The organism is Candidatus Leptofilum sp., assembly GCF_965223525.1.
Classification (GTDB): domain Bacteria; phylum Chloroflexota; class Anaerolineae; order Promineifilales; family Promineifilaceae; genus Leptofilum.
This window is the reverse complement of sequence record NZ_CBDCWX010000005.1, coordinates 2,472,561-2,498,578: the sequence shown is the minus strand read 5'-3', so window position 1 is coordinate 2,498,578 and position 26,018 is coordinate 2,472,561. Positions and strand designations below refer to the sequence as shown.

Below are 26,018 nucleotides of genomic sequence, written 5' to 3'. Positions count from 1 at the left end.
GGAGGTGCAGTTTCATAAACCTACCGTGAAAATTTTTGAATATCAGTTGCGTCTGCGAATGAGGAACACGGTCGTTCCCACACCACCAATTAGCAAGGCCAAGCCGCCTATCAGCCACCCCATCCTGCGGCGCACTATATCGTCAGGGTGGTCAATCGGTTCCATGTTGATGGGCGTGGGGGAGGGATCGGGATTGGGTACGGCCGTTGCCACCGAACCCGGCTCCGGCGCGGGCAAATCAGCCAGTTCCAAGATGAGCAATGGCAGATCGTGATCGGTAGTTTTGAAAGGCAAAGCCTCTGGCGAAACGTCCACACTCAACGCATCGGGATAATCTGCATTGACGTGCAAAATCATGACATCGGCCACGGCATCTTGCAGGGCAGGCGATAGCAAAATACCGTCAATGAGCTGCGACACGCCGCCAAACACAAAGCTGTAGCGCACGTCATCCGGCAAGCGCAGCAGCACGTTTTCCAGATTGCCATTTTCCGTCAGGGCCAGCAAGGGCGGCGACTGTTCGTAATCGTTAAAGTCGCCCAGCACAACGACGTTGGCCGCTGGGTCATCTGCCAAAATGTCTGTAACTAGACCAGCAACGTGGTTGGCTTGTGCCAATCGCCAGGGTGCGGTTTCCGCTTCCCCACCCCGCTTAGATTTGAAATGGTTGACGATGATGGTAAACGGCCGTTCCTCTACCAAAACCTTCACCATCAGCGGCGGGCGAGAAAAGAGAACATCCTGCCCTGCCGGGCAGTCCAATCGGACATCATTGACCTCTGTTTCCAGCACGGTGCAGGTTTGCATCAGTCGCGCCGACTGCACCATTACCAGGTTGGGGTTGCTCATCAGGGCCAGATCAATTCCCCGCACGTCGGCACTTTCCAGATGGGTGACGGCGTAAGTGAAACCGCAGGCGGACGCGGCTAGCAGGGCCAGCTCATCTAGCAGCGTCCCCTTTTCTACCTCCTGCACAGCCACCAACGCGGGGCAGTTAAGGGTTTGGGTCAGCGCTGCCGCCAGCTTTTGCTGCTTTAGCGACAGCTCTAGTTCCAGCGGCTTTGGCTCCGAATCGTCGCCAGTGTCGTCTATAAGATCAAAATAGTTTTCCATGTTGAAGCTGGCAATGCTGATTTGGTTTTCGCCCAGGGTGGGCGCAGTAGGTGGTTGGGGCAGTTCGCCGCTTGTCACGGCTAATTCATCCCCCGCCTGCTGCACAATTTTGAACTGGTCGAAGTTGTAGGTGAGCGGGCCCACCAATCCGCTGACCAAATCCCCTGTTTTGACATGGGGAAAGCCATCACAAAACTGGTCGGACTGGTACAAAATGGGGACCACCTGCCCAATGGAATCGGCTAGTGCGCGGCGAAAAATGCGCGGCGTGTCTACAGTAGGCGAAACAACGGCAAAGCCGCAGCTACTAAAGGTTGGCCCCACTACTCGGGCGGGGTTCGCCATTTGCACGCGCATTCCTTCCAGCGGCTCAAAGTAGGCGGCCAATGCCTCGGCTCCGGCGGGCGGATCGATCAGGATGGGTTCGGGCAGCGGCTGGTCGGTAAGTTCCACCTGGATATCCAGATTGTTGTCGTCTAGCTCCGTCAGGCCAAAGAACTCTGTCACCAGCCCAGAGACCCGAATTTGATCGCCCGTTTGGAAGAACGGCCGTTCCCGCCCCAAAAAGAGCGCAATCCCGTCAGAAGTCATTGGATCGCCATCTTCAAAACCGGGAATGTCCTGCACAAAGGCGGTGTAAAAGGTGGTGCCACTGGTGTTGCGATCTTCGTACACGCCCGTCACAATGCCACGAAAGGTGACGGTCTGGTTAATAGCGGCGGCCACCTCGCCCCCACCTTGAATCGCGCCGATAGGCGGCAATTCTTCTAACTCGGCAGGGTTCAGCGGGGCGCGGCAGGCGTCGTCGAACTGGACGGTGCTGGGGGTGGGCTGTTGCTGCGGCTGCCAGTCGGTGGCGGTGTCTGTGTCGCAGTTGGCGGGGTTGCGCTCGATGCTTTGGCCTTCAAAAACGGCCGTTACCGCTGGCGCAAAAAAAGTCGTCCGGTCGCCATAATTCACGCTATCAATGACAAAGTTGTTCTTGTTAAGAAGCACAATCTCATCACCATCGTTGGCCAGGGCGATGTCGCCCGTTGCCCACAGCAAATAGTTCCGCATATCGGGCACGTTGGGGTCGGAATCTGTCAGTTCAAAGTCAGGATCATTGTCGGTGAGGAAGCGGAAGCCAACGGCCGTTTGGGCCACAACCACCGCCTGCTCCGGCTCCAGCAATGTGCCTTCAGGAAAGCGGCGCATCCCCTCGCCCCCGCCACTTTGCTCTTCATCCCCCACTTTGATGTCGCTCAGGTCAAGAACGGCCGTGCCCACGTTGGCAATCTCAATCCACTCTCGCTCAGACTCTTCACCGGGCGGGTTGTAAAACACCTCGGTAATGAGCAAGCCAGGGTTGGAAATTTGGGCATGGGCAGGTTGGAGAATGGTGATGAGAAGTACGGCCGTTCCGCAAAACAACAGCCATCGCCAAACAAATTTCTGGTGCATCATTCTAATCCCTCCTCACTGGCAATTTAGCAGATTATAAGACAAAACCAAAAAAATTCGCGAAATCTGTGACTAAATTACGGTTCAACCTTGAAGGCAAAAACTGCTGGATAAACCGAATATTGGTGGTTCATCCAGCATCAGTGCAAGTTAACGAGTAATTAGGCAGACCTGTACCTACTTCATCAGGTCGAAACGACGTGGCTCATGGAAAACAGTCTTGAAACAAGCAAAACTGATTTTGGAAGCGAGTTTTATATAGTACAATTACCGAATGGCAGACTTTGTGCTACGGACGAAGCTATTTCGGCCGAATTCACCTCATCATCTCGTCACGCGCCCCCCTCTGCTCACCCGTCTTAACGACGGGCTACACGGCCGCCTCACGCTTGTTTCCGCACCCGCAGGCTTTGGTAAAACGACCATCGTGGCCACATGGTTCGAGCAAATTGACAGCGCATGGAAAACAGCATGGTTAACGCTCGACGAGACAGACGATATCCCGTTCCGCTTCTTCGCCCACCTGCTCACCGCCATCCAACAGATTGATGTGTCCCTCGGGCAAAGTGCCTTTCAGATGCTCAATGAGGCGCAAGCGGCCGAATTGCGCCTCATTCTGTCTGCCCTGCTCAACGATTTAGCCGATTCGGCTCACAAAATTGCACTTGCACTGGACGAGTACCATCTGATGACCGACGCGGCGATCCACGATGGTATCCACTTTCTACTCGATAATGCCCCACCCAACCTCCACCTCGTCCTGATCTGCCGGGCCGACCCGCCTTTTTCGCTGGCACGACTCCGTTCACACCGCCTGATGACTGAGATTCGTCAGCACAACCTGCGTTTTGCTCGGCACGACGCGGCAGCCTTTCTTAACAAGCTGCTAAAACTTGAGTTGACGCCTAATGCCGTTGAAACACTCGTCACGCGCACAGAAGGCTGGGCGGCAGGGTTGCAGATGGCAGCACTATCGTTGCAGGGCAGGTCCGACCGCGACCGCTTTATCGCCGACTTTAGCGGGTCGAACCGCTACGTGTTCGACTTTTTAGCAGAGGAAGTGCTGGCGCAATCGCCCGCAAACAGCCGCGACTTTTTACTGCAAACATCGGTGCTGGATCGCTTTTGCAGTACACTGTGTGATGCCGTTTTGCAGGATGAAACGCAGTCATCGGCAAGCGTGATCGAGATGTTGGAAGCGAGCAACCATTTTTTGATTCCGCTTGATGATGAACGGCGTTGGTATCGGTATCACAATCTGTTTGCCGATTTGCTGCGCCAACAGTTGCGGCAGGAAATGCCGGAGCAGGAGCGTGAACTACACAGTCGCGCCAGTGTGTGGTTTGAGAAGGAAGGGATTGCCGAGAGTGCAATCAAGCATGCCCTTTCGGCCGAATCTGAAGATGCCATCCGTCTCATGACCTTGTACGGCAGTCGGTGGCTCGCCCACGGCGAAATCATTCGCATCCTCACATGGGTCAAACAACTCCCGACGGCGTGGCGTTATCGCAATCCGCAATTGACCGAGATCACCGCATGGGCACAGCTTTTCCGTGAAAACGAGCATGACGTTGAGGCAACGTTGGCACACCTGCCTGATAATGCGTCCAACTCAATTAGCAAACAGGTGATTCGCGGCTCGATGGCATTGCGACGGGGCGACATGGCACAAACGATTGCGCTGTCGCAAGATGTGCTGGCGGCGTTTGATGACCATGCCGCGAGCAGACAGATGATGCAAATGCGAACGTCGGCCACGCTCAATCTCGCGTATGCCTATCGCGGGCAGGGGGATGCAGATCGTGCATTGCCCGCGTTTGAGCAGGCAGGTGCGCTCAGCGAGCAACTGGACAACGTGTTTACAAAGCTCTATGCGATGCTTGGACAGGGCAATACGCTGGTCGAAGTCGGCCGATTGCATGAAGCGGAGCAGGTGTTTTTGCAAGGCATTGCATTTGCCAACGGCCTGCCAACGGTCGCACCCATTCACACTGCGCTCGGGCAACTGTACTATCAATGGAATCGGTTGGATTCGGCTGAAACCCAGCTCGAAATCGCCGCCGAACTGCTCAAGGCGAGCGGGATTGCCAACCGCAGCGAGGGTGCGTTGGCATTGGTGAAATTACGTCTAGCGCAAAATCGGCCGAATGCCATCCCGCCCCTAATTGAGCAATTGGAACAGCTTCGCGCCATCGCCAATACGCCCCATGCCCGACAAAGTCTGGCGGTGACAATTGCCGAAATTGCGCTGGCTCAGGGTGCGGATGGATTGACGCTTGAACAGAATTTGCGCGAATTGCGGACGTTTTCGGCCGATTTGCAGAGTGGCTCTAGGCTACAAACGCTAACCATCGCCCGATTGCTGATGGCGGTTGAAAGACCAGAAGAAGCATTACCGATTCTGGAAGCGCTGCCGGTTGGTCAGGACGTACGGATTGCCCTGTGCCTGTGTCATCATGCGTTGGGGGATGGGGAGTTAGCAGAGGAACTGTTGCGCGAGGTAGTGGTTTCGGCCGAAAAATCGGGCGCAATCCGCCTTTTCCTCGATGCAGGCGACCCACTACGCCACCTGCTTACCCAACTCGACAATCCACCACCCTACACCGCGACCATCCTCGCCGCTTTCCCCACATATGTCAGTCCCGCATCGCCGCCCAAAACGCAGTTGACCGCCCGCGAAACCGAAGTCCTGCGCCTAATCGCACAGGGCATGACCAACAAAGAGATCGCGGCACGCCTCGTCATTGCCCCCTCAACCGCCAAACGGCATACCGCCAACCTCTACAACAAACTCGGTGTTGCCAACCGTGCCGAGGCAACCACCCTTGCCCACAGGCTAGGCATCCTCTAAACTCAACCTACACCTTTCCGAACATACACCCCCTATACACCCTTTGGACGATGAACCTACACCTTTGAAAAGTGTAATCTGTCATTGTCAAATTAAACATCGTTGGAAGCGGCAAATGAACTGCTGAAGGCGACACAAAACAAAGGAGTTTTGATCATGAAAAAACCTTGGATTGCCGTATTGGGAAATTTCTTCTTCTCTGGATTGGGAATGCTCTACAACGGCCGTCGTCGGGCAGTTGGGTTGGCCCTCACGTTGGGCGCAATCATGCTCACGTATGTAGAGTTCGCTATCCGTGAGCCGCTCCCACAGCTCTACACCATCATGTTCGCGGCGGTTTTCATCATCAATACCGCACTTGCGTTTGATGGGTACCGAGAAGCAAAGGCGATTAACGCAGCATCTTGACACAATTACCTGTTTGATAAGGAGAAAACATGACAAAAATTATAACAGGTCGCACGATCGATCAGCATGGCAACTTTGTAGATGGCACCGGATTTGAATTTGAAACCGACAGCCACATAGCTGAACTGCTTGATCAGCGCATTTCACCATTATTTTCACAGCCAATCACTGGAGAATTCATTTTTGTGCTCGTTTCCTCAGCAGATAGCGGGGGCGAATTCGAACGTGGTGTCGGTATTTTCCCGCCCGGAAACGCTGGCCCACCTGAACACATCCACCCCACTTACGATGAAATCTTTGACATTGTGCAAGGGGATTTCATTTTTGTGGTGGATGGAAAAGAGCAGAAAGCCGGAACCGGGGAACAAGTGATTGTCCCAAAGGGCATGCCGCATACGTTTCGTTGCGTAGGCGCGCAGAACGGTGTGATTGTCGCTGAGACAAGACCGGCGGCTAGAACTAGCAGTGTGATTGCGACGCTCTTTGGTTCAGCCCATGAAGGCCGCCTCACGCCTGCGGGTCAACCAAAATTCTGGCACGCCATGCTCATCGGCAGTGAATATGCTGACGACACGGTATTCACCAGTCCGCCACCAAGCATTACGCGGCCTCTGGCAAAAGCGCTAGCTCCCATCGGCCGTCTGTTGGGCTACCGTGCAGTTGACCCGAAATACCTTGAGGAAGCGTTTTGGCGTACCCACGTCGAACAGCCTGTGCTCAATCAGGTTAGAAACGGTTTGAATGCACCACAGATCGCTTGAGCACGCGAATTGATAAGCGAGGTTCTGCCAATTCAGGAGACCTCGCACAACTTTAACGAGGCAGACAAAACATGATGGAACGGTATCGAATCGAATTGCAAAGCGTGTTGAATGGCAATTGGGCGGACTGGTTGGGCAATCTTGAACTCACGAACACGGCGCAAGGCAATACTGTGCTAATCGGTGAGGTGGTTGACCAATCTGCCCTGCACGGCCTGCTGGCTCGCATCCGCGACCTCGGTGTACCAATCGTTTCCATCGAGCGTCTGCCCGCAACAACTGAATCTGAACTTTGAGGAGATTTAAGATGACAACAACAACGACTTCACCTATAACAGATTGGAATATCGGCCGAATCCTACGCATCGGCGCACCCACAACTGTTGGCGCAATGCTTGCTAATGCTCTGCTCGCCACGCTCGGCAATCTGCCCACAGACATTGTGCCGCTCGCTGCGGTTGTGGGCCTAACGTTCGCGGGCGGTTTCACCGCCATCATTGGCTATGCCCTGCTGAGTCGCTTTCTCACGCAGAAAACGACCAACCGCGTCATGCTTGCTGGAGTTGTGCTCGTTTTGCTCGGCTTTGCATACAATCCGTTCACCATTCCCAACGTCACTGTTTTGACAGTTGTGATTCTGCAAATCATGCACCTTGTCGCGGCTTTGCCTGCCATCCGCCTGACTCGATAAACGAGGCGATATGTTCAACCGCAACCACCCACTTTTTGCACAGCACCCGCTCAACGGAGAGCTTTCGCTCTCCGTTGGGCAGGTGCCCACTCCGTATCACGTCTACGACGGGCATGGAACGCTGATCGGCGGTTCGGCCGAACTCAGCACTGTCCGCCACATCTTAAACAATGAGACCGTCCACCCTATCCAAACAGCCAACAGACGCGCCCTGATGGGTATCTGGGTCGTTGATTTTGCCGATGCGAGTTTGGGACAGCACAACGAACTGCAAATCAGCATCTTCGTTTCACACAGCCCGCAACTACCCGTCAGCAACCATCCACTCGCATTGCTCAAAGAGTTGTTTGTCAACCCGGCGGCACGCATGTTTTGCTATCGCCTCTGGAATGATGGCGCAACGGCCGTTGCCTACAACCGTGAACTGCTCGGCCTCGACGCGGCGCAGGCACACGGTTCAATCAGTCGGGATAATGGGCAGAAGCGGTTTGTGTTTCGGGATTCGGCCGAAAATCTCATTTTGGAAGGCCACATGTACGAAGGAAAACGCACATCGCCTCAAATGGGCTGGCAACTGCTGCAACTCTTTGGCCTGCGCCAAACGATCCGCGCCGCACGGCAAACAACGCTCCCTGCCAAAGTGGTCAACCCGATCAGCGAGGCGTTTCCATTCAATGGCGACGCGCAGACATTTCTCGCCTCAGACCCACCTGTTTTGCAACTGTTCGACCCACAGCGAGACAGCCTGACCTTTGGCGAGTCGGTCGCCAACCTTAACTTTCAACCAACTTTTATCGAACATTTCGCACCGTTTCGGTTTGTCTACCTCTTTCCCGAAGCGGTAGCAGGAGAAGAAGCATGAGTACCATCGGCTTGGTTCACTTTATTTTCAGTCTTGTGGCCTTGATTGCTGGCACGGCGGTGGTGGCAATCCGCAAAGGCACACGCTGGCATCGTACGCTCGGTCATGTCTACCTAACCTGTATGATCGCGCTCAATATCAGTGCGCTGTTTATCTATCGGCTTTTCGGCCGATTTGGCCCCTTTCACTGGCTCGCTATCTACAGCCTAGTTATCATTGTCATCGGCATGGTACCGGTTTTCACACGCCGCCCGAAGGGACGCTGGCTGACGTGGCATGCCGCCGCCATCTCTGGCTCGTACGTCGGTCTGGTAGCTGCCTTCTTTGCCGAAATCACCAGCCGCCTGCCTGGCACAGAGCAGAGCTTCGGCCCTGTCGTCACCATCACCTCGGTCATCGTCAACGGCGTCGGTTTTTTCGTCATCTTCTTCTACCTGCCCAAAATCGACAAAGGCCTACCCACCCGTTTTCGGGCGGCAAACAGGAGCTAACGTGATGACAGCAACTCAATTTATTCCGAAAACTCAGTACAAACGCCTCGCTCGGCCGCTCGTGTTCTTTTTTGGACTAGCGTATGCGCTGGCTTGGGGTGCGCTGGGCGTGTTGCACCTGATCGCCCGTCAGTCGGGCATCGAGAGTGGGCTGGTGCTGCTGCAAATGGGCGAAGCGTTCCAGTTTGGCAACAGCACACCCATTGTCGCACCTTGGATTATTTATCTGCTCACGCGACTTGCCGATTTCGCCTTCTCGATTGCGGGCATTGTGACGATTGCACTCACGACCGGGCGCGAGGGATTGCTTGTTCTTTGGCAACGACTGACTCGGTGGCGGATGGCTTGGCGTTGGTATGCTTTGGGTCTGTTACCGTTAGGGTTGTATGGGGTGGCGGTTTTGGTCGCGGGTGGTGTGGAGTCGGCCAAAATCACCTCAACAACCCTCACCACTGTTCTGTTCAGCCTACATTCCGGCTTCTTCGTCTCCCTCTTCCTGCGCGGTGCATTCGGCGAAGAGTTTGGCCTGCGCGGCTTCGCCCTGCCATATTTACAGGAGCGTATGTCGCCATTTCGCGCCAGCCTCGTCATCGGCGTTCTTTGGGGCGCATGGCATTTGCCCGTCCTGTGGGGGCGTGATGCGCTATCAATTGTAGCATTTGCCCTGCTGTCAATTGGCCTCAGCATGTTGTTTACGCTGCTATTCAACGGCAGCGGCGGCTCGTTGATTCCCGTCTTGCTCTTTCACGCCACCCAAAATTGGGAAGAGGGATTTGAAACATTCTTCCCCGCCCTTGTCGGCACTGACTGGGAGTTGATTTCGACGCTGAGTTTGCTTGTTGTCGGCTTGATTGCGGGCATCATCTTGAAACGTGCCCATACGAGATGGTAAATCATAAGTCAGTTTGTGCGAAAATTGGGAAAGTGACAAGGCTGGGAAACGCGCGGCTTATGCAGGCGTTAGGCTCACCGAAATGACCAAGGTGCGGGATTTCCCTGGGTGAGTGATTGGTTGGTCACCGCTCTAAACGTAGACGAGATGTTCGCACCGCGAAAGTAAATGAGACCGTAAACCGAGGAAAAATAAAATGTCTGAAGAAGAAACAAGAAAAACTTTTAGATCCCCTGATAGATCAAATTATCCTGAACTAGCTGGCTATTCAGAAACAGAAATCTATGACGGAAAGATGGGCCCAGGTGGACTTTACTTAGCTAGCATCATGAGTAGAAGCCTAGCCAACAGAGCTATCATTCTAGATATAGGTTGTGGAAAAGGAACAACTTCAGTTTTCTTATCAAAAAAATTAAATTGTAAAGTTTTCGCGTTAGATCTTTGGATCAGTGCAACAGAAATTAATAAAAATATTATAAAAAACAAAGTAGAACAATCAGTTATTCCCCTTAACCTGGATGTAACCGATAAACTCCCATTTGCTGAGCAGTACTTTGATGCATTTTTTCTAATGGATTCTGTTCATTATTTTGGAAACGACAAAAACTTCTGGACTAAGATCTCTAAATATCTTAAAAAAGGCGGCAAATTATGTATTGGAAGCCCTTGTTTTAGTTCCGAATTTTCAGATAAGGCAATACAAAATCTCCCCAATGAATACAATGACAAAACTGACCTTTGGCCAAACGAATTTTCAAAATACCATTCTCCTCCATGGTGGAAAGAGCTTTTAGAAAGCACACATATTTACAAAAATATAATCAGTGCAGAAGTCAACGATGGTGTAATTTTCTGGGAAGATGATGTATTAGATAATTTAAAAAGGGGGGGAGATGTTGACACAGCCATCACGGACGCTAAGCAATATCGGTTTAGAAAAGAGGGTTATCCATATTTAACTCATTTTATTTTGGAGGCTGAAAAGGCGTAAGAGCCGTCTGTGAAACATGAGCATTCAACGGCTCGTTATTGAACGATCTGAGATTTAATCTGACTCTCCTCAAAAACTCAAAGGAATTTATTGGAAGAAAAAAGACTCCCGCGCGCGGCTTGCTGTTCTGGTTGATTTTTTCCCACAACGTTCTTCCAAAAGCAAAGGTGGCCTGCATCAACCGGCCTTGTTGCACAATTCAACAGGCAGGATGTGAATTCGCCTAACAAATAATGAACCTGACCTGCGAGGTCGAGGCTCGTTCACGATTTTAGGTGCTGGTGGTTGAAGATGTTTCGTGTTTGGAAGCCCTTGGGCTTTCTCGCAGGCAGCTTATCAAGACATTCGGGTTGGACGGCTACACCGCCCTTGATTCACAATCTCAAACAACTGTTCTGCACTCAGGCATCGGCTTAATCGCAATTGCGTCTGTGGCATTGATATGGTATTCTCCCCCACCAGAACATTCGAGCTAAAATCATTAGGTTTGTTAGAGATTGGAGGTTGTTTGTGAATAGGAAGCTGGTGGATGCTTGGTTTGGTGCTTTTCACAATAAAGATATTGTTCAACTTGAACGCACGCTTGCTGAAGAGTTTGTTCATCACAGCCCCTTTGGCGCTATCAAGAGCAGGCAAGCCTATCTTGCTCTGGTCAGAGAAAACACCGAGGCTTTTTTCAGCCCGACGATTGAAATCCTCGACATCTTGGGGTCTGGCGATAAGTTTGCGGCTCGATATTTAGTCAACGGTAATCCAGCTTGTGACTGTATTTATGTTCGGGATGGTCAGATTACGGAAATCTTTTCATACTACCATTATGGGGAGAAGCCTTCTTTCTAAAAAAAGCTGGCATAGGCACTAACAGTGAAAATAGTTAAGAAGCCATAGCAAAGAGGCATTTGAGGTAAACACCTTCGGGGAAAGCAATCGGATGATCCAGGGCGTGGCCTGTGCGTTTGATTTCTTGCAACGGCCGTCCCATCCCCAGTGCCGTCTTATTTACCAACTCAAAAAACTGTTCCGCACTCACCCTGCTGGAGCAAGAAGCTATCACCAAGATGCCGCCGGGTCGTAATAATTTGAGGCCGAGGCGAACGAGACGGCCGTATGCTATCAATGCCCGTTCTACCTCATCCTGCCGTTTGGCAAATGCAGGTGGGTCAATAATCATCATCTCAAAGCGTCGCTTGTTGGCAATGAGTTGCTTCATTGACAAAAAAGCATCCCCTACCAGTAGTTCATGATTAGCAGCAGCCACCGCTTCGTTTGCCCGATTCAGCCTGAAATTACGCATGGCGTTGGCCAGGGCAGGCTGGCTGATGTCCAGGCTCACCACCTCTTTGGCCCCGCCACGGGCTGCGTAAAGTGAAAAGCCGCCAGTATAGGCAAATACATTCAGCACCCGCTTGTCCGCTGCTAGCTTTTCCACCCGCACCCGATTGTCTCGCTGGTCTAAAAAGAAGCCTGTTTTCTGCCCCCGCACCACGTCTGCCTCAAAATAGAGGCCATTCTCCAAAAAGCGAACGCCTGTATTCCGCACCGGCTGCCCCCACAGTTGTCCATCGTAAAGGCCAAATAAATCATCCTCCTGCCGTTGTACAAAGCGGCTCAAACGCAACACCATTCGCTTGGGCTGGACAATTTTGCTGATCGCCGGCATCACATCCCGCAAATGTGGCACCCAAGCCGTCGTGTACAATTTTAGCACCACCGTCTCGCCGTATCGGTCAATGACTAACCCTGGCAGGCCATCGTTTTCGCCGTGTACCAGGCGATACCCTGTCGTGTTGGTTTGTAACAGAGAGAGGCGCTTGTCAACGGCCGTTTCCACCCGATACAAAAACCAATCCGCATCAATTTGGGTGGGCTTACCCCGCGCCAAAATTCGCACGCGAATGGGAGACGCCGGATCGTACAGCCCAATCGCCAAAAATCGCTTCTTGCGATCAAAAATAACGGCGAGATCACCAGGACGGCCGTTATGACTTTGCTGCCGAATTGCCTGATCAAACAACCAGGGATGCCCCTTCCGAATCGCGCGTTCCGCCGCCGGACTCACCCGCAGCGCCAGTCGCTTCTCAGACGGTCTAGGCAAATGAGCCAGTTCTCGTTCCAAATCCATTGCTAATTTGTGTAGAAGCTCTGCATAGTCACAGAGAATGTCGTGGGCATAGAAGCAGGAAGCCTACGTAACCTGTGCCTTTGAGTGACGCCATTACTGTACTATTTACTTCTTGATTTTTTCGTTCCTAACAGCATTCTAGCGTAAAATGAGGCGCATTGCCGAAAACAATATAATTTGCCGGAAATTTTGATGAACAAACAAATTACTGTTACCATCCCCGCCACTTCTGCCAATCTCGGCCCCGGTTTCGACTGCCTGGGGTTGGCGTTGGCTTTGTACAACCGGATCACGTTCACCCAGGTTGCCACCCCCGGCCTCACCATCGAAGTGACCGGGTTGGACGCGGAGAAAGTGCCCACCGACGAAACCAACCTGGTTTACCAAACAGCCAACTGCCTATTTGAACGGTTTGGCAAACGGCCGTCTGGCCTGCACATTCAGCAAGAAAACAACATTCCCGTCGGTAGTGGATTGGGCAGCAGCTCAACGGCCGTACTCGCCGGGCTGCTAGGCGCCAACGCCCTGCTAGGCAATCCACTTACCCGAGCAGAACTGCTCACCCAAGCCACTGCCGAAGAAGGCCACCCAGACAATGTTGCGCCTGCCCTGCTTGGCGGTCTGGTATTGGGTGTGATGCACGATGACCAGGTTCACATCGAGCTACTGCCAATCGCCACACAACAAGTCGCCATTGTCACGCCAGATTTTCACCTGCTCACCAAAGACGCCCGCGCTGCCCTCCCTACCCAGATTAGCCGCCAAGATGCTATTTTCAACGCCAGCCGCCTGCCACTGCTCATCCGCGCTCTGGAAACGGCCGATTACGCCACCCTCACTCTGGCCATGCAAGACCGCCTGCACCAACCCTACCGCCTGCCGCTCATCCCCGGCATGGCAGATGCGTTTGAAGCCGCCTACGCTGCTGGAGCTGCAGGTGTTGCCCTTAGCGGTGCTGGCCCCAGCCTCATCGCTTTTGCTCGTGATCATCATGAAGAAATTGTGGCAGCGGTAACGGCCGTTTTCCAGCAAAATGGCCTCGCCTGCCAAAGCTGGATTTTGCCTGTAGACACCACCGGCACACAGATCAGGGTTTTTCAAAAGCCCGATTCGCAACCCGATGGGTTGCGGATGAACGCGGATGGGCGCAGATTATAAGCAAATTTCCGCGTCATCCGCGCTAGTCCGCGTCCTAAAATTGCGACAATTGGAAAACCCAGGCACACAGATAACCAAACTCGCCAGCCGGGGTACAATTTGATAAACTAAATAGTGGTTGATATAGCAACCAAATCGCACATGTAAGATAAGCACTCGCTAGCTTGTCACCAAAATACGTAAACAATCTATTTCCCAGTTTGACGGTACAAAAAGCAGGCTATCTCCCACATTTTGGCCTTGCTTTTCATGAAAGGTGGCTGGAAGCTGGTACAAGCCACTCGCAACCAACCACCAGCCACCATTTGCTAAGGAGACATGAATGGACATAGAGACATTACTGGACTGGTACCGCCAAATGGTACTCATTCGTCGCTTTGAAGAGCGCAGCGACGAGCTATACCAGTTGGAAGGCAAAATTAAAGGCTTCCTCCATCTTTACATTGGTCAGGAAGCGATTGCCGTCGGCACCATTGCGGCCCGCAAAGAAGGCGACCACGTCATCACCGCCTACCGCGATCATGGCCACGCCCTCGCCGTGGGTATCCCTGCTGCCGAAGTTATGGCGGAACTAATGGGCAAAGCCACTGGCGTTGTTGGCGGGCGCGGGGGTTCCATGCACTTGGCCAGCAAGAAACGTACCTTCTGGGGTGGCTACGGTATTGTTGGTGCCCATATCTCATTGGGTGTCGGCATGGCCCTCACCGAACAGTATAAAGGCTCTGACAACGTTTGCCTCTGCTACTTTGGTGATGGCGCTACCAATATCGGCTACTTCCACGAATCGCTCAACATGGCGGCCGTTTGGGACTTGCCCATCGTTTTCATCTGCGAAAACAACAAATACGGCATGGGCACCTCCATCGAACGCGCCTCCGCCGCCCACAAAATGATAGATAAAGCCAAAGCATACAAAATTCCGGGCAAGCAGGTAGACGGCATGGACATCCTAGCCGTTTACGAAGCCACTCAAAAAGCAATCGCCGCCTGCCGCAAAGGCAAAGGGCCACAATTCCTGGAAATGATGACCTACCGCTACGAGGGACACAGCATCGGTGACCGTACCCGCTATCGCCCCGAAGGTGAGTTAGACATATGGCGTGACGAGAAAGACCCCATCGCCACGCTGCAAAACCATCTACTCGAGGAACATAGCGTCAAAGAATCGCTGCTAATTTCCATTGACAAAGCCGTCATTGATGAAGTGGACAAAGCCGTTGAATTTTCGGATGAATCGCTACCGCCAGTCCTCGACACCCTCTTCAACCACATTTATCCCAGCAATGCGGAGGCAGACTAATCATGGCCCGATTAACTTTACGAGAAGCAATTACAGAAGCGCTGCGCGAAGAGATGCGCCGTGACGAAAATGTATTCATCATGGGTGAAGAAGTGGGAGCCTGGGGTGGCACTTACGCCGTCACCAAAGGCTTTCTGGATGAGTTTGGCGAGCGGCGTGTGCGCGACACACCTATCTCTGAAATGGCTATTGCCGGTGCCGCCACCGGCGCAGCCATGACTGGCACGCGCCCCGTGGCCGAATTTATGACCATCAACTTTGCCTTTGTCGCCTTCGATGCCATTGTCAATCACGCAGCCAAAGTAAGCTACATGTTCGATGGTCAATTTGATTGCCCGGTGGTTTTTCGTGCACCTGGCGGTGGCGGCAAGCAGCTAGGCGCTACCCATAGCCACACGCCCGATGTCATATTTGCCCATTTTCCTGGGCTCAAAGTCGTCTGCCCAGCTACCCCGCGCGATGCTAAAGGATTGCTTATATCTGCTATTCGTGATAACGCGCCAGTGATGTTCATCGAGCCAGTCGCGCTTTACACCTCGCCCAAAGTGCGTGCTGAAGTCCCGGAAGAAGCGTATACAGTTCCTATCGGCGTGTCTGACGTGAAGCGTGCAGGCTCTGATGTCACTATTGTGACTTACGGTGAAGGATTGCACACGTCGCTAGACGCGGCCAAAGCGTTAGCCAAAGAGGGCATTGAAGCAGAGGTGATAGATTTGCGAACCTTGCAGCCGCTAGACATGGGGCCAGTGATTGAATCATTCAAGAAAACGTTCAAGGCGGTGGTGGTAGAATTTGGTCACCAAACTTACGGCATTGGTGCTGAGATTGTAGCCCGGTTGCAGGATGAAGCGTTTGATTACATTGATGCACCCATCAAGCGCGTGGCGCAGTTTGACGTGCCCGCCCCGTACTCCGGTGAACTTGAGCGAGCCGCGATGCCCAATGCTGACCGCGTCATCGCCGCCGTGAAGGAGATTCTATAATGGCTGAGTTTATCAAAATGCCCACGCTGGGCTTCGATATGGAAGAAGGTACGATGGGTACCTGGCTCAAACAGGTTGGCGACCCGGTGCAAAAAGGGGACGTGCTGGCTGAAATTGAGTCGGATAAGGTAACGCAGGAGCTAACGGCCCGTGCCGAGGGTGTTTTGCTGGCTCAGTTGGCCAACACCGGCGATCTCATTCCGGTGGGTGACAATTTGGGCATTATTGGCGCAGATGGGGAAGATGTTTCTGGCATGATAGCAGACAGCAGCAACGGCGCAGCGGCTCCTCCTGCTGAAGAGGCGCCTGCCCCACAACCTGAAGCAGCCCCTGCCCCAACTGCGATGCCAGCCTCTGCCCCCGCGGGTGACCATGCTGAGTTTCCCGATGGCGTAAAGGCAACGCCTGTCGCCCGCCGCATGGCGCAAGAACACGCCCTGGATTTGTCTCGTGTGGGTGGCAGTGGGCCTAACGGCCGTATCCGCAAATCTGATGTAGAAGCATACCTGGCAAGCCCGCCAGCAGCACAGCCTACGGCCGTAGAATCTGTGCCAACGCCGCCAACCGCTACCGAGGTGCCGCTTACCCGAATGCGCCAGGCCATTGCCCGCCGCATGACAGAAAGCAAAACGACCATTCCACAATTTTACGTGACGACAGAAATTGATATGGCAGCAGCGCTAAGTTTGCGGAAGCAAATCAACAATGCGCTGGCGCCAGAGCAAAAAGTGTCGGTGAACGATATGGTGGTGAAGGCAGCAGCATTGGCCTTGCGCGAATTTCCAAATATCAATGCCAGCTTTGGTGGCGACAAGATTATTTTGCACAACCAAATTAATGTGGGAACGGCCGTTGCCATCGAAGGCGGGCTGCTCACCATTGTGCAAAAAGGGACTGACGGAGCCAGCATCTCCAAAATTGCTCAGGATCACAAAGAGATGATTGGCCGCGCCCGCGAAGGCAAAGTCAAACCTGAGGACGTAGATGGAGCCACCTTTACCGTCAGTAATCTGGGCGCGTTTGACGTGGATCATTTCATCGCCATCATCAATCCACCCAATGCCGCCATCCTTGCCGTGGGTTCTGCCACGCAGGTGCCAGTCGTCGTAGACGGCGAATTGACCGTTGGCACCCGCATGAAAGCCACCCTCTCCGCCGACCATCGCGTGACGGACGGCGCAGAAGCTGCACAGTATATGCAAACGCTAAAAGGTATCTTAGAAGACCCACTGCGATTGCTCATTTAGTTACGAAGCCGCCCTTCAGTGACTAACCGTTAGACCGCGCAGGCGGTCTTTGTAACTGTTGAAGCAGATTTATCTGCCGAAGAATCGTCAAAAATCTGCTATACTAGCGGCGGCAGATTCACATAAGATGTTTTATTGTCCATCGGCAGTTGAGCCAGAGGAGTACACATGGCCACAATTCTTGTAATAGACGATGATGAACTGGTTTCCCGCACGTTACAGCGTGCCCTGAAACTGTATGGCTACCATGTGATGGTATCCAATAGCGGCACTGAGGGATTACAGCTAGCGCGTCGTCATCGTCCCGACCTGTTTATTCTAGACATTATGATGCCCGGTGCCGATGGCTACCAGGTATGTCGGCAAATACGAGGGGACCCATTGCTGCAAGAGCTGCCCGTGCTATTTTTGACGGCAAAAGCAAAGGATGAAGACAAAATCGAAGGGTTCCGGGCTGGCGCTGACGATTATTTGAGTAAGCCATTCAACATGGAAGAGCTGCAGTTGCGGGTTCGGGCGATTTTGCGACGGGCTGTTCCAAAAGATGTGAAAGAGGAAAAACCCAATGAAGTCGTTGCAGGCAAAGTGGTTTTGGATTGCCGCAGCTTCAAAGTGACCACACCAAATGGCACAGCATTGTTAACCAATGTGCAATTTGATCTTCTTTATCATCTAATGAGTAATGCAGACCAGGTGTTTAACAGCCAGCAGCTGTTGCAAGATGTGTGGGATTATCCCCGCGACACCGGCAGCCCTGAACTGGTGCGCGCGCACATCAAAAATCTCCGGGAAAAAATTGAACCCATTCCTAGCGAGCCGAAATATATTCGTACTATTCAGGGGCATGGGTATACATTTACGACAAATCCAGAGCAGTAATAAAGAGTTGAGTAATTGGGTAATTAGATAATTGCTCAATTACTCAATTACGAGGCAACAAGTGTCGAAGCAAAATGGGGTGCGGACGGCCGTTTCCACGCCGCCAATCACCGAAAAAAGATCGCATATCCTCATCGTAGATGACGAACCGGAAATTGCGGAATCTTTGGCTGATTTCTTAATGAAGAAGGCTGACTTCATTGTTTCGGCAGTGCCAGACGGCCAGGAAGCAATTGATTTTCTGCAAGCAACCGTCGCCGACGACGCCACAGAGATTGACCTTGTTTTGCTAGATATGCGGATGCCTAACCTCTCGGGGTTGGATGTGCTAAACTGGATTCGTGACCACGAAACGCTGCGCTACACCCGCGTGGTGCTGCTTACCGCCGCCGCCGGTAGCAGTGAAAAAGTAGAAGCCCTAACGGCTGGTGCCGACGATTACATCACCAAGCCGTACCGTCCACAAGAGCTACTAGCCCGTGTCAACACCATTTTGCGTACCCAGCAGCTAGAAAAGCAGCTACAGCGGCAAAGCCAACAGCTAGCGGCGCTTAATCGCATTGGACAAACGGTGGCGGCCACGCTGGAAGTAACAGAAGTTTTAGCCACGGCGGTGGAAGGGGTTGACCAACTATTGAGTATAGAGCTAGCTGGCGCATTGATGGTGGAAGGTGGCTCCCATTTGCGTTACCAAAATTTGCACGGGCGCGGTGGACCGCTGCCGGTGACGGCCGTTCCTACCGTTCCTGTTGGCGAAGGCATTTTTGGCACGGCGTTTCAAGAGCAAACGGCCGTTATGCTGAATTTTCCGGGTGAAGACGGCCGTTTCAATCAAGCCATTGATGCCCCACCTAACTTTGACGTCAACACCCTCATGGCCGCCCCGCTTGTGGTGCGCGGCCGTCCCGTCGGCCTCATCAATGCCTTCAACAAAACCGAAGGCTCCTTCACCGAAGTTGATCTTGATCTATTTGCCTCGCTAGCCAGCTCCATCAGCGAAGCCATAGAAAACGCCTGGCTCTTCACCCGCATTCGGCAACGCCAGCAAGAAATGCTGGAAAGCCGCAACACCCTTCAAGCCCTCATTGATGGCATCCCCCACCCTATCTACACCATCAATGACGATTGGCAGCTCATAGGCATCAACAAAAGCAAAGCAGATGAACTGGACACCGTACCAGAACATCTTGTTAACAAAGTTTGTTACCAAACATTCTTCAACCGCAGCCAACCTTGCGATCATTGCCAAGCAGCCCAAACTCTGGCCCAAAAGCAAGCCGAACGCTGGACCATTAACTGGAAAGGTGACGATCATCTCCCCCGCGAATGGGATGTCAACGCCTATCCAATCCCCAGCAAGCAAGCAAGTTCCGCCCGCGCTGTCATTCTCTGGCAAGACAGAACCGAAGAGCGACGGCTGGAAAGCTCACTGCTGCAAGCAGGCAAACTTGCCGCCATCGGCCAGCTAGCCGCTGGCGTTGCCCACGAAATTAACAACCCCCTCACCGCCATCAACGCCAATGCCGAAATGCTCAAAATGTTCATCCCTGCAGAGGATGAGAATTATGAAGCAGTTGATCTTATTGCTCGCGCCGGTGATCGTGCCACAAAAGTAGTTCGCGGCTTACTCGATTTTGCCCGCCAAGAACATTACAATCTCACCGAAGGAGATGTCAACCATTCCATTCGGCAAACATTGGACCTTGTCCGGTATCAGCTAAATACGGCCGATGCCGAAGTGATTCAAAACATGGCCGATGACCTCCCATCCATCGTTGCTAGTTGGGAACACCTAAAAAGCGTCTGGCTCAATCTCATTGTCAACGCTAGAGATGCTGTCCACCAACTGCCTCGTCACCGCCAAATCACCATTACCACCCGTGCAGACGGCGAGCATGTTCAAATCATTGTTCAAGATAATGGCAAAGGGATGTCGGAGGCAGAATTGGTTCACATCTTTGAGCCTTTTTACACCACAAAAGACCCCGGCAAAGGAACTGGTTTAGGTCTGGCAACAAGCCACCGTATTATTGAGCAACACGGTGGTGAAATAAATGTCGTCAGTGCCGTAAACGAAGGCACGACCTTTATCATCCGGCTGCCCGTCAACGGAAATGGCAAAACGAACGCATGAATGAACAACCGCTAAATCAAATAACAATCAGCGACTTACTTCGCTTGGCGTTACCACTGAACACGGCCGTAATGGGCGGAGCTGAACAGGCTCGGCGCACGGTTGAGTGGGTGGTGCTGCTTACCAGTTGGGGCGCTATTGAAGAGCAAGTTCAGCTAAATGACTTGGTACTCATTCCACCATCCCTTCAAACAGAAATTTCAGACGCCACCTTTAAGCAAAAGCTGGCTTTGATGGCCGAAATTAACGTGGCCGGGCTGCTGCTGTTCAAACCAATCTCCGATGATATTGGTGAGCAGACAAACAGGCTTAATACGCAGTTACTCATTGTACCTACCAATAGTTCTGTGCGGGAAGTCAATCGGGCTGTCGCTGGGCTGCTGGTCGATCGGCAATCGGCCACCAGTGAACGAGGGATGCAACTTTACCGCACCTTGTCAGAAATGTCCCGGGAAGACCAGGGGCTAGACGCCATGACGGAGCTAATCACCAAACTCACGGGCAAAATTGTGGTTGTTCAAGATAAGCGAATGGAAATTCAGGCGATTGCCATCCCGCAAAATAATGAGATCACGCTGGAACCACTGCGCGAAATGCTGCAACAGCGGGATGAGTTGCCGCCGGTTTTGCGTAACCGCAAAGCAGCAGCCCATGCTCGCCAAAGCCACTGGCAGCAATTTTTACCTATCGAAAACGTGGGGCGGCTCGTTAGCCCCATCATTTCCGGGGATCGTGCCAGAGGGTATCTGTCTGTCATTGGTCCGGCAGACCAGCTAGATTTGCTCGACAAGCTGGCTGTGGAACATGGCGCTGCTGCCTACGCCTTGGAAATGGCCAAAGCCAAAGCCATTAGCGAAGCTAAAAAAGCGTTACGTGGCGATTTTCTTGAGGGGCTGCTGGCAGGCACCATGCCTCGCAAAGAGATCGAACGACTTGAGGGACGGTTGGATCACAATACGAGCCAGCCTCACGCGGTTATTGCCTTGAGGTGGGCAGCCCCATCTGCGTATTCGCTGCGTCGCCTGGAAACAACAGTGAACTGGGTTTTGAATAATCACAGTCGCTCTGCTTTGGTGCATGTGTATGGGGACAAGCACGTTTGTGTTTTTCAACAGCTTAAACATGCCGAGGATATGGAAACAGCCCATGAACTGGGTCGCCGTATTGTAGAACAAGTAAATACTGAATTCCCAGACGGCCGTTTGGTTGCAGGCTTGAGTGGCCCTGCACCCACATTAAGTGAATGGCCCCAAACGTACGATGAAGCGTTACAAGCTATGCAGCTTGGGGATCGGTTGCAGCTTAAGCGTGTTGTGAAGTTCAGCAGCCTTGGCGTTTACCAACTATTGGTTCAGTTAGAAGAAATTCCCGTGGTTCGCCGTTTTACAGATCAAGTCATTGGCCCGTTGGTTGCCTATGACGAGCAGCATAAAAGTAGCTTGGTAAAGACAATTGATGCCTATTTTGACCATCATGGCAACATTAGCCAGACGGCCGAATCGCTTTTCATCCATCGCAACACCCTACTTTACCGGTTGGAGCGCATTCAAGAGCTAACAGGGCATGATCTAAACCAGGCAAACATGCGGCTGGCTCTTCACTTATCGTTGAAGCTGTGGCAGTTACGGCCGTAAGTCAATAATCCATCTCTCACAATTCATAATTCAAGTCTGTTCTGTGCAATCTTTACAAAATGGACGCACTGATTTCAGCCATAATAACCGTAGAGTTGACGCACATGATCCCATATACTCATGGAGACTTGTGCTGAAATGCGCGGTTCAGTGGGAAATAGTGGGAATCAAGGCGGAAAATGTTTAAGCATTTTCCGCCTTGGTGTTTTTATACACAGCAACTATTTGCCAACATCCCCTAGTCCAATATATGTAAAAGCAGAAAAAAGTTTTTGCAAATAAGAAGAACCCCTTCTCTCGCTTTTACTGGAGCAAATCACAATTGATTTGCTAAATCCCAGCCTATTGTACAAACTATACAAGATTTGCTTAGTTTATTTTGGCAAATTGGTATTGGCGGAATAACCGTCAGCTTGTACACTGGTGATATATTAGAATTGGCTTTGCAAAAATAATATGTTTACACTCTTTCAGATCATTATTAGCCTTATCCTTATTAGCCTCGTCCTTATTATTCATGAGGAGAGATTGCTTGTTGGGTAAAGGCAGAGTGTAACAACTCATCGGTTAAACCTAAGCCGCCCAGCAGGGCGGCTTTTTTTGTACATTTTCATTCTAGCTATTCTAATCTCCAAAGAAGGAGGAGAACTATGAGCGAGCTAAAAACGGGTGGTCAAATTATTTGGGAAAGCCTGATGCACGAAGGTGTCGAAGTCGTGTTTGGGCTACCCGGCGGTGCCATCCTCCCTACTTACGATGACCTGGCCAAGTATGAGTATCCTATTCACCACGTATTGGTTACCCATGAGCAAGGCGCATCCCACATGGCCGATGGCTATGCTCGCGCCACCGGGCGCGTGGGCGTGTGCATTGCCACCTCTGGGCCGGGAGCCACCAATCTCATTACCGGCTTGGCAACTGCTTACATGGATTCTACGCCCATTGTAGCTATCACTGGACAAGTGCCTACCTCCTTGCTGGGGCGGGATGGTTTCCAGGAAGCGGATGTGCAGGGCGTAAGCTTGCCCGTGACCAAGCACAACTACCTCATCACCGATATCAAGGATTTGCCAGAGGCCATTAAAGAAGCATTCTACATTGCCCGCACGGGACGGCCAGGCCCTGTACTCATTGACGTGTGCAAAGATGTGCAGCAAGCCTCGATGCCGTTCAGATACCCGGAAGCAGTCAATTTGCCTGGCTACAATCCGAATATGAATGCACCGGAGGCAACGGCCGTTTCCCGCGCTGCCCAACTCATCAACGAAGCCAAAAAACCAGTCATCGTCGCTGGGCAAGGCGTCTCCATTGCTCATGCCGAAGCAGAGCTACGCCAATTGGCCGAAAAAGCCAACATCCCCGTGGCTACCAGCCTGCTGGGCATTGGCACCTTCCCCGCCACCCACCCGCTCTCCATAAGCTGGGGTGGCATGCACGGCGAAGCCTACTGCAACTATGCCCTGCAAGAGTGTGATGTTCTCTTTGCCATCGGCGCACGGCTAGATGACCGACTGACAGGTGCCTTCGACACCTTCGCCCCCAAAGCCAAAATTATCCACGTTGACTTAGACCCAGCCGAGATGGGCAAAAACATCACTATAAATACCCCCGTCATTGGCGATGCGCTCCTTACGTTGCGGAGCCTGCTGCCCCAAATTGAACCTAATGAGCATCCCGCCTGGCTAGAGCAAATTGCTGAATGGAAAGCCGATACCAGTGACCGCGACATTTTGGCCCAGGAAACAGATGAACTGATCGCCCCCTACGTCATGAGAGCCTTGTGGCATGCCACCGACGAAGGAGATGCTACCGTTGTCACTGATGTAGGCCAGCACCAAATGTGGGAAGCACAATATTACCACCACACCAAGAAACGCAGTTTGCTCACCTCTGGTGGCTTAGGCACGATGGGGTACGCGCTGCCCGCTGCCATCGGTGCACAAATGGGCTTGCCCGATGAGGAAATCTGGGTTGTGGCCGGAGATGGCGGCTTCCAAATGACGATGGTAGAGCTTTCCACGGTGGTTCAAGAAAAATTGCCCGTCAAAATTGCCATTATCAACAACGGTTATTTGGGCATGGTGCGCCAGTGGCAAGATGTGTTTTACAACAAGCGGCACGCGGGTACGCCCCTATTTAATCCCGATTTTGTAAAGATTGCCGAAGCCTATGGCATTCCAGCGCGAGCCGTTACCAACAAAGAGGAAGCGGCCGAAGCCATCCAGGAAGCTCAGGCATATGATGGCCCTTACCTGCTAGACTTCCAGGTGGAAGAGTTTACCAATGTGTATCCGATGGTAACGCCAGGTAAAAGCAATGCGGATATGATTCGGCGTCCGGCAACGGCCGTAAGCGGCAATCAGTAAAGAGTAATCGGTGATCAGTTCAATTTTGACGATAAGGAATTGAAAATGACAAAAGATGGAATGAAACGACACACAATCAACGCCTGGATGGAAGACAAGCCGGGCGTTTTGAACCGGGTGGCGGGGCTGTTTCGCCGTCGCAACTTTAATATCGAAAGCCTCGCCGTGGGCCATAGCGAAACCCCCGGCATTAGTCGCATGACCTTTGTAGCTTACGGCACCGACCGGGACATGCGCCAGATTCAAACGCAGCTAGACAAGCTGATCAACGTTACCCACATCGAGGATGTGACGCATCTGCCCGCCGTTAAGCGCGAACTGGCACTCATCAAAGTAAAGGCCAACAGCCAAACTCGCGCCGAGGTGATGCAGCTAGTGGATATTTACCGTGCCAGCATTGTGGATGTAGACATGGAATCGCTCATCATCCAGATTGTGGGCAAGGAGGATCAGGTGAATTCGCTGATTCGGCTGCTGGAGGGCTTTGGTATTGAGGAAATGGTGCGTACCGGCCGCATTGCTATGGTGCGCGGCCAGCATGATCGGGAAGAACGGGGAACGTTTACGGCCGTTCCCACCCAAAACGGACATCATTAAACCAGTAATCAGGAATCGGTAATCAGCAAATCGGATTACCGAAACAAGGGAGAAGAAATCTTGGCAAATATTTATTACGACAAAGATGCAGACCTTGCTCTGCTTGAGGGCAAAAAGATCGCCGTACTTGGCTACGGTAGTCAGGGGCACGCTCATTCGCTAAATCTGCAAGACTCTGGTGCAGATGTGCGCGTGGGCCTTTACCCCGGCAGCAAATCGTGGGCAAAGGCTGAGGCTGATGGTCTTACAGTAAAAGAGACCGGGGAAGCCTGCGCTGAAGCAGACGTGATTATGGTTTTGGTGCCAGATACAAAGCAAGCGGCCGTTTACAAAGAGTCCATCGCTCCCAACCTAAGCGCAGGCAAAACGCTGATGTTTGGGCACGGCTTTAACATTCGCTTTGGGCAAATTGTGCCGCCCAAAGACGTGGACGTGAGCATGGTCGCCCCTAAATCCCCCGGCCACCGCGTTCGTGAAGTGTACGTGGAAGGCGTAGGAACCCCCGCCCTGCTGGCCGTGGAGCAAGATGCCAGTGGCCAAGCTAAAGCGAATGCTTTAGCCTATGCGAGAGCATTGGGCTGCACCCGCGCTGGCGTGTTAGAAACCACCTTCGCCGAAGAAACCGAAACAGATCTCTTTGGCGAGCAGGCGGTTTTGTGCGGCGGCGTGGCCGCTTTGGTAGAAGCAGGCTTCAACACGCTGGTGGAAGCAGGTTACCAGCCAGAAATTGCCTACTTTGAATGCCTACACGAACTTAAACTAATCGTAGACCTTTTTTACCAGGGCGGTTTGAGCTACATGCGCTACAGCGTCAGCGATACGGCCGAACACGGCGACTACACCGGCGGCCCCAAAATCATCACGGACGAGACGCGCCAAGCGATGAAGCAAATGCTGCAAGACATCCGCAGCGGCTCGTATGCCGAAGAGTGGATTGATGAAAATGTAAACGGCCGTCCCTGGTTCAACCAGCGCCGTCAGGAAGCCCGTACCAGCAAAATTGAGCAAGTGGGCAAGGAATTGCGGCAGATGATGCCGTGGCTGAATGCCGTAGAAATTGAGTAATCAGTAATCGGTAGGTTGCTACCGAATTAC

The 26,018-nt window shown here is 52.5% G+C and carries 22 protein-coding genes; 20 read left to right on the top strand and 2 right to left on the bottom strand.

From position 1 onward, the window contains the following. Positions 1-42: 42 nt before the first annotated feature. Complete coding sequence (locus tag ACOQPM_RS16420; RefSeq protein WP_420630355.1) at positions 43-2,559, bottom strand: lamin tail domain-containing protein; 2,517 nt, start codon at positions 2,557-2,559, stop codon at positions 43-45. A 271-nt stretch (positions 2,560-2,830) separates the two neighbouring features. Between ACOQPM_RS16420 and ACOQPM_RS16415 the strand changes: the two genes are divergently transcribed. The 10 genes from ACOQPM_RS16415 to ACOQPM_RS16370 all read left to right on the top strand — a co-directional run bounded on the left by ACOQPM_RS16415 (position 2,831) and on the right by ACOQPM_RS16370 (position 11,343). Continuing rightward, the gene (locus ACOQPM_RS16415; protein ID WP_420630354.1) at positions 2,831-5,407 is read left to right on the top strand and encodes a LuxR C-terminal-related transcriptional regulator; all 2,577 of its coding nucleotides are present in this window, start codon (positions 2,831-2,833) and stop codon (positions 5,405-5,407) included. 156 nt (positions 5,408-5,563) lie between these two features. Further along, positions 5,564-5,815, top strand: a complete 252-nt coding sequence (locus tag ACOQPM_RS16410) for a hypothetical protein (protein ID WP_420630353.1) — start codon at positions 5,564-5,566, stop codon at positions 5,813-5,815. A gap of 29 nt (positions 5,816-5,844) precedes the next feature. Beyond that, positions 5,845-6,576 carry a cupin domain-containing protein gene (locus tag ACOQPM_RS16405; protein ID WP_420630352.1) on the top strand — a complete coding sequence of 244 codons (732 nt, stop codon included), beginning with the start codon at positions 5,845-5,847 and terminating at the stop codon, positions 6,574-6,576. A gap of 71 nt (positions 6,577-6,647) precedes the next feature. Further along, the gene (locus ACOQPM_RS16400) at positions 6,648-6,872 is read left to right on the top strand and encodes a hypothetical protein (protein WP_420630351.1); all 225 of its coding nucleotides are present in this window, start codon (positions 6,648-6,650) and stop codon (positions 6,870-6,872) included. Positions 6,873-6,883: 11 nt separating this feature from the next. Further along, complete coding sequence (locus ACOQPM_RS16395) at positions 6,884-7,267, top strand: hypothetical protein (protein WP_420630350.1); 384 nt, start codon at positions 6,884-6,886, stop codon at positions 7,265-7,267. A 10-nt stretch (positions 7,268-7,277) separates the two neighbouring features. Continuing rightward, the gene (locus ACOQPM_RS16390) at positions 7,278-8,129 is read left to right on the top strand and encodes a hypothetical protein (protein WP_420630349.1); all 852 of its coding nucleotides are present in this window, start codon (positions 7,278-7,280) and stop codon (positions 8,127-8,129) included. Beyond that, on the top strand, positions 8,126-8,620 hold the full coding sequence (locus tag ACOQPM_RS16385; protein ID WP_420630348.1) for a DUF2306 domain-containing protein: 495 nt from the start codon (positions 8,126-8,128) through the stop codon (positions 8,618-8,620). The genes ACOQPM_RS16390 and ACOQPM_RS16385 overlap by 4 nt, the downstream gene beginning before the upstream one ends. Positions 8,621-8,624: 4 nt before the next feature. Continuing rightward, a complete protein-coding gene (locus ACOQPM_RS16380) occupies positions 8,625-9,512 on the top strand; it encodes a CPBP family intramembrane glutamic endopeptidase (protein ID WP_420630347.1) in 888 nt (295 codons plus the stop codon). Positions 9,513-9,708: 196 nt separating this feature from the next. Beyond that, positions 9,709-10,503 (top strand): SAM-dependent methyltransferase, encoded by a 795-nt coding sequence (locus ACOQPM_RS16375; protein WP_420630346.1) that lies wholly within the window; start codon positions 9,709-9,711, stop codon positions 10,501-10,503. Positions 10,504-11,013: 510 nt separating this feature from the next. Further along, positions 11,014-11,343 carry a nuclear transport factor 2 family protein gene (locus ACOQPM_RS16370; protein ID WP_420630345.1) on the top strand — a complete coding sequence of 110 codons (330 nt, stop codon included), beginning with the start codon at positions 11,014-11,016 and terminating at the stop codon, positions 11,341-11,343. 34 nt (positions 11,344-11,377) lie between these two features. Here ACOQPM_RS16370 and ACOQPM_RS16365 read toward each other — a convergent pair whose 3' ends face one another. After that, positions 11,378-12,625 (bottom strand): class I SAM-dependent rRNA methyltransferase, encoded by a 1,248-nt coding sequence (locus ACOQPM_RS16365; protein WP_420630344.1) that lies wholly within the window; start codon positions 12,623-12,625, stop codon positions 11,378-11,380. A 192-nt stretch (positions 12,626-12,817) separates the two neighbouring features. On the opposite strand from ACOQPM_RS16365, the gene thrB reads away from it, so the two are divergent. The 10 genes from thrB to ilvC all read left to right on the top strand — a co-directional run bounded on the left by thrB (position 12,818) and on the right by ilvC (position 25,988). Further along, positions 12,818-13,783, top strand: coding sequence for a homoserine kinase (thrB, locus tag ACOQPM_RS16360; protein ID WP_420630343.1), 966 nt, complete (start codon positions 12,818-12,820; stop codon positions 13,781-13,783). Positions 13,784-14,105: 322 nt separating this feature from the next. Beyond that, positions 14,106-15,083 carry a pyruvate dehydrogenase (acetyl-transferring) E1 component subunit alpha gene (pdhA, locus tag ACOQPM_RS16355; protein ID WP_420630342.1) on the top strand — a complete coding sequence of 326 codons (978 nt, stop codon included), beginning with the start codon at positions 14,106-14,108 and terminating at the stop codon, positions 15,081-15,083. Between the two features lie 2 nt (positions 15,084-15,085). Further along, positions 15,086-16,066: an alpha-ketoacid dehydrogenase subunit beta gene (locus tag ACOQPM_RS16350; protein ID WP_420630341.1), complete on the top strand. Its 981-nt coding sequence runs from the start codon at positions 15,086-15,088 to the stop codon at positions 16,064-16,066. After that, on the top strand, positions 16,066-17,313 hold the full coding sequence (locus tag ACOQPM_RS16345; RefSeq protein ID WP_420630340.1) for a dihydrolipoamide acetyltransferase family protein: 1,248 nt from the start codon (positions 16,066-16,068) through the stop codon (positions 17,311-17,313). Before ACOQPM_RS16350 ends, ACOQPM_RS16345 begins: the two co-directional genes overlap by 1 nt. 168 nt (positions 17,314-17,481) lie before the next feature. Next, complete coding sequence (locus tag ACOQPM_RS16340) at positions 17,482-18,192, top strand: response regulator transcription factor (protein ID WP_420630339.1); 711 nt, start codon at positions 17,482-17,484, stop codon at positions 18,190-18,192. Positions 18,193-18,253: 61 nt separating this feature from the next. Continuing rightward, on the top strand, positions 18,254-20,326 hold the full coding sequence (locus ACOQPM_RS16335) for a response regulator (RefSeq protein WP_420630338.1): 2,073 nt from the start codon (positions 18,254-18,256) through the stop codon (positions 20,324-20,326). Beyond that, positions 20,323-21,960 carry a PucR family transcriptional regulator gene (locus ACOQPM_RS16330; protein WP_420630337.1) on the top strand — a complete coding sequence of 546 codons (1,638 nt, stop codon included), beginning with the start codon at positions 20,323-20,325 and terminating at the stop codon, positions 21,958-21,960. The genes ACOQPM_RS16335 and ACOQPM_RS16330 overlap by 4 nt, the downstream gene beginning before the upstream one ends. A gap of 650 nt (positions 21,961-22,610) precedes the next feature. Further along, the gene (ilvB, locus tag ACOQPM_RS16325; RefSeq protein ID WP_420630336.1) at positions 22,611-24,326 is read left to right on the top strand and encodes a biosynthetic-type acetolactate synthase large subunit; all 1,716 of its coding nucleotides are present in this window, start codon (positions 22,611-22,613) and stop codon (positions 24,324-24,326) included. A 45-nt stretch (positions 24,327-24,371) separates the two neighbouring features. Next, on the top strand, positions 24,372-24,923 hold the full coding sequence (ilvN, locus tag ACOQPM_RS16320) for an acetolactate synthase small subunit (RefSeq protein ID WP_420630335.1): 552 nt from the start codon (positions 24,372-24,374) through the stop codon (positions 24,921-24,923). 60 nt (positions 24,924-24,983) lie between these two features. Then, on the top strand, positions 24,984-25,988 hold the full coding sequence (gene ilvC / locus ACOQPM_RS16315; RefSeq protein ID WP_420630334.1) for a ketol-acid reductoisomerase: 1,005 nt from the start codon (positions 24,984-24,986) through the stop codon (positions 25,986-25,988). Positions 25,989-26,018 lie beyond the last annotated feature (30 nt).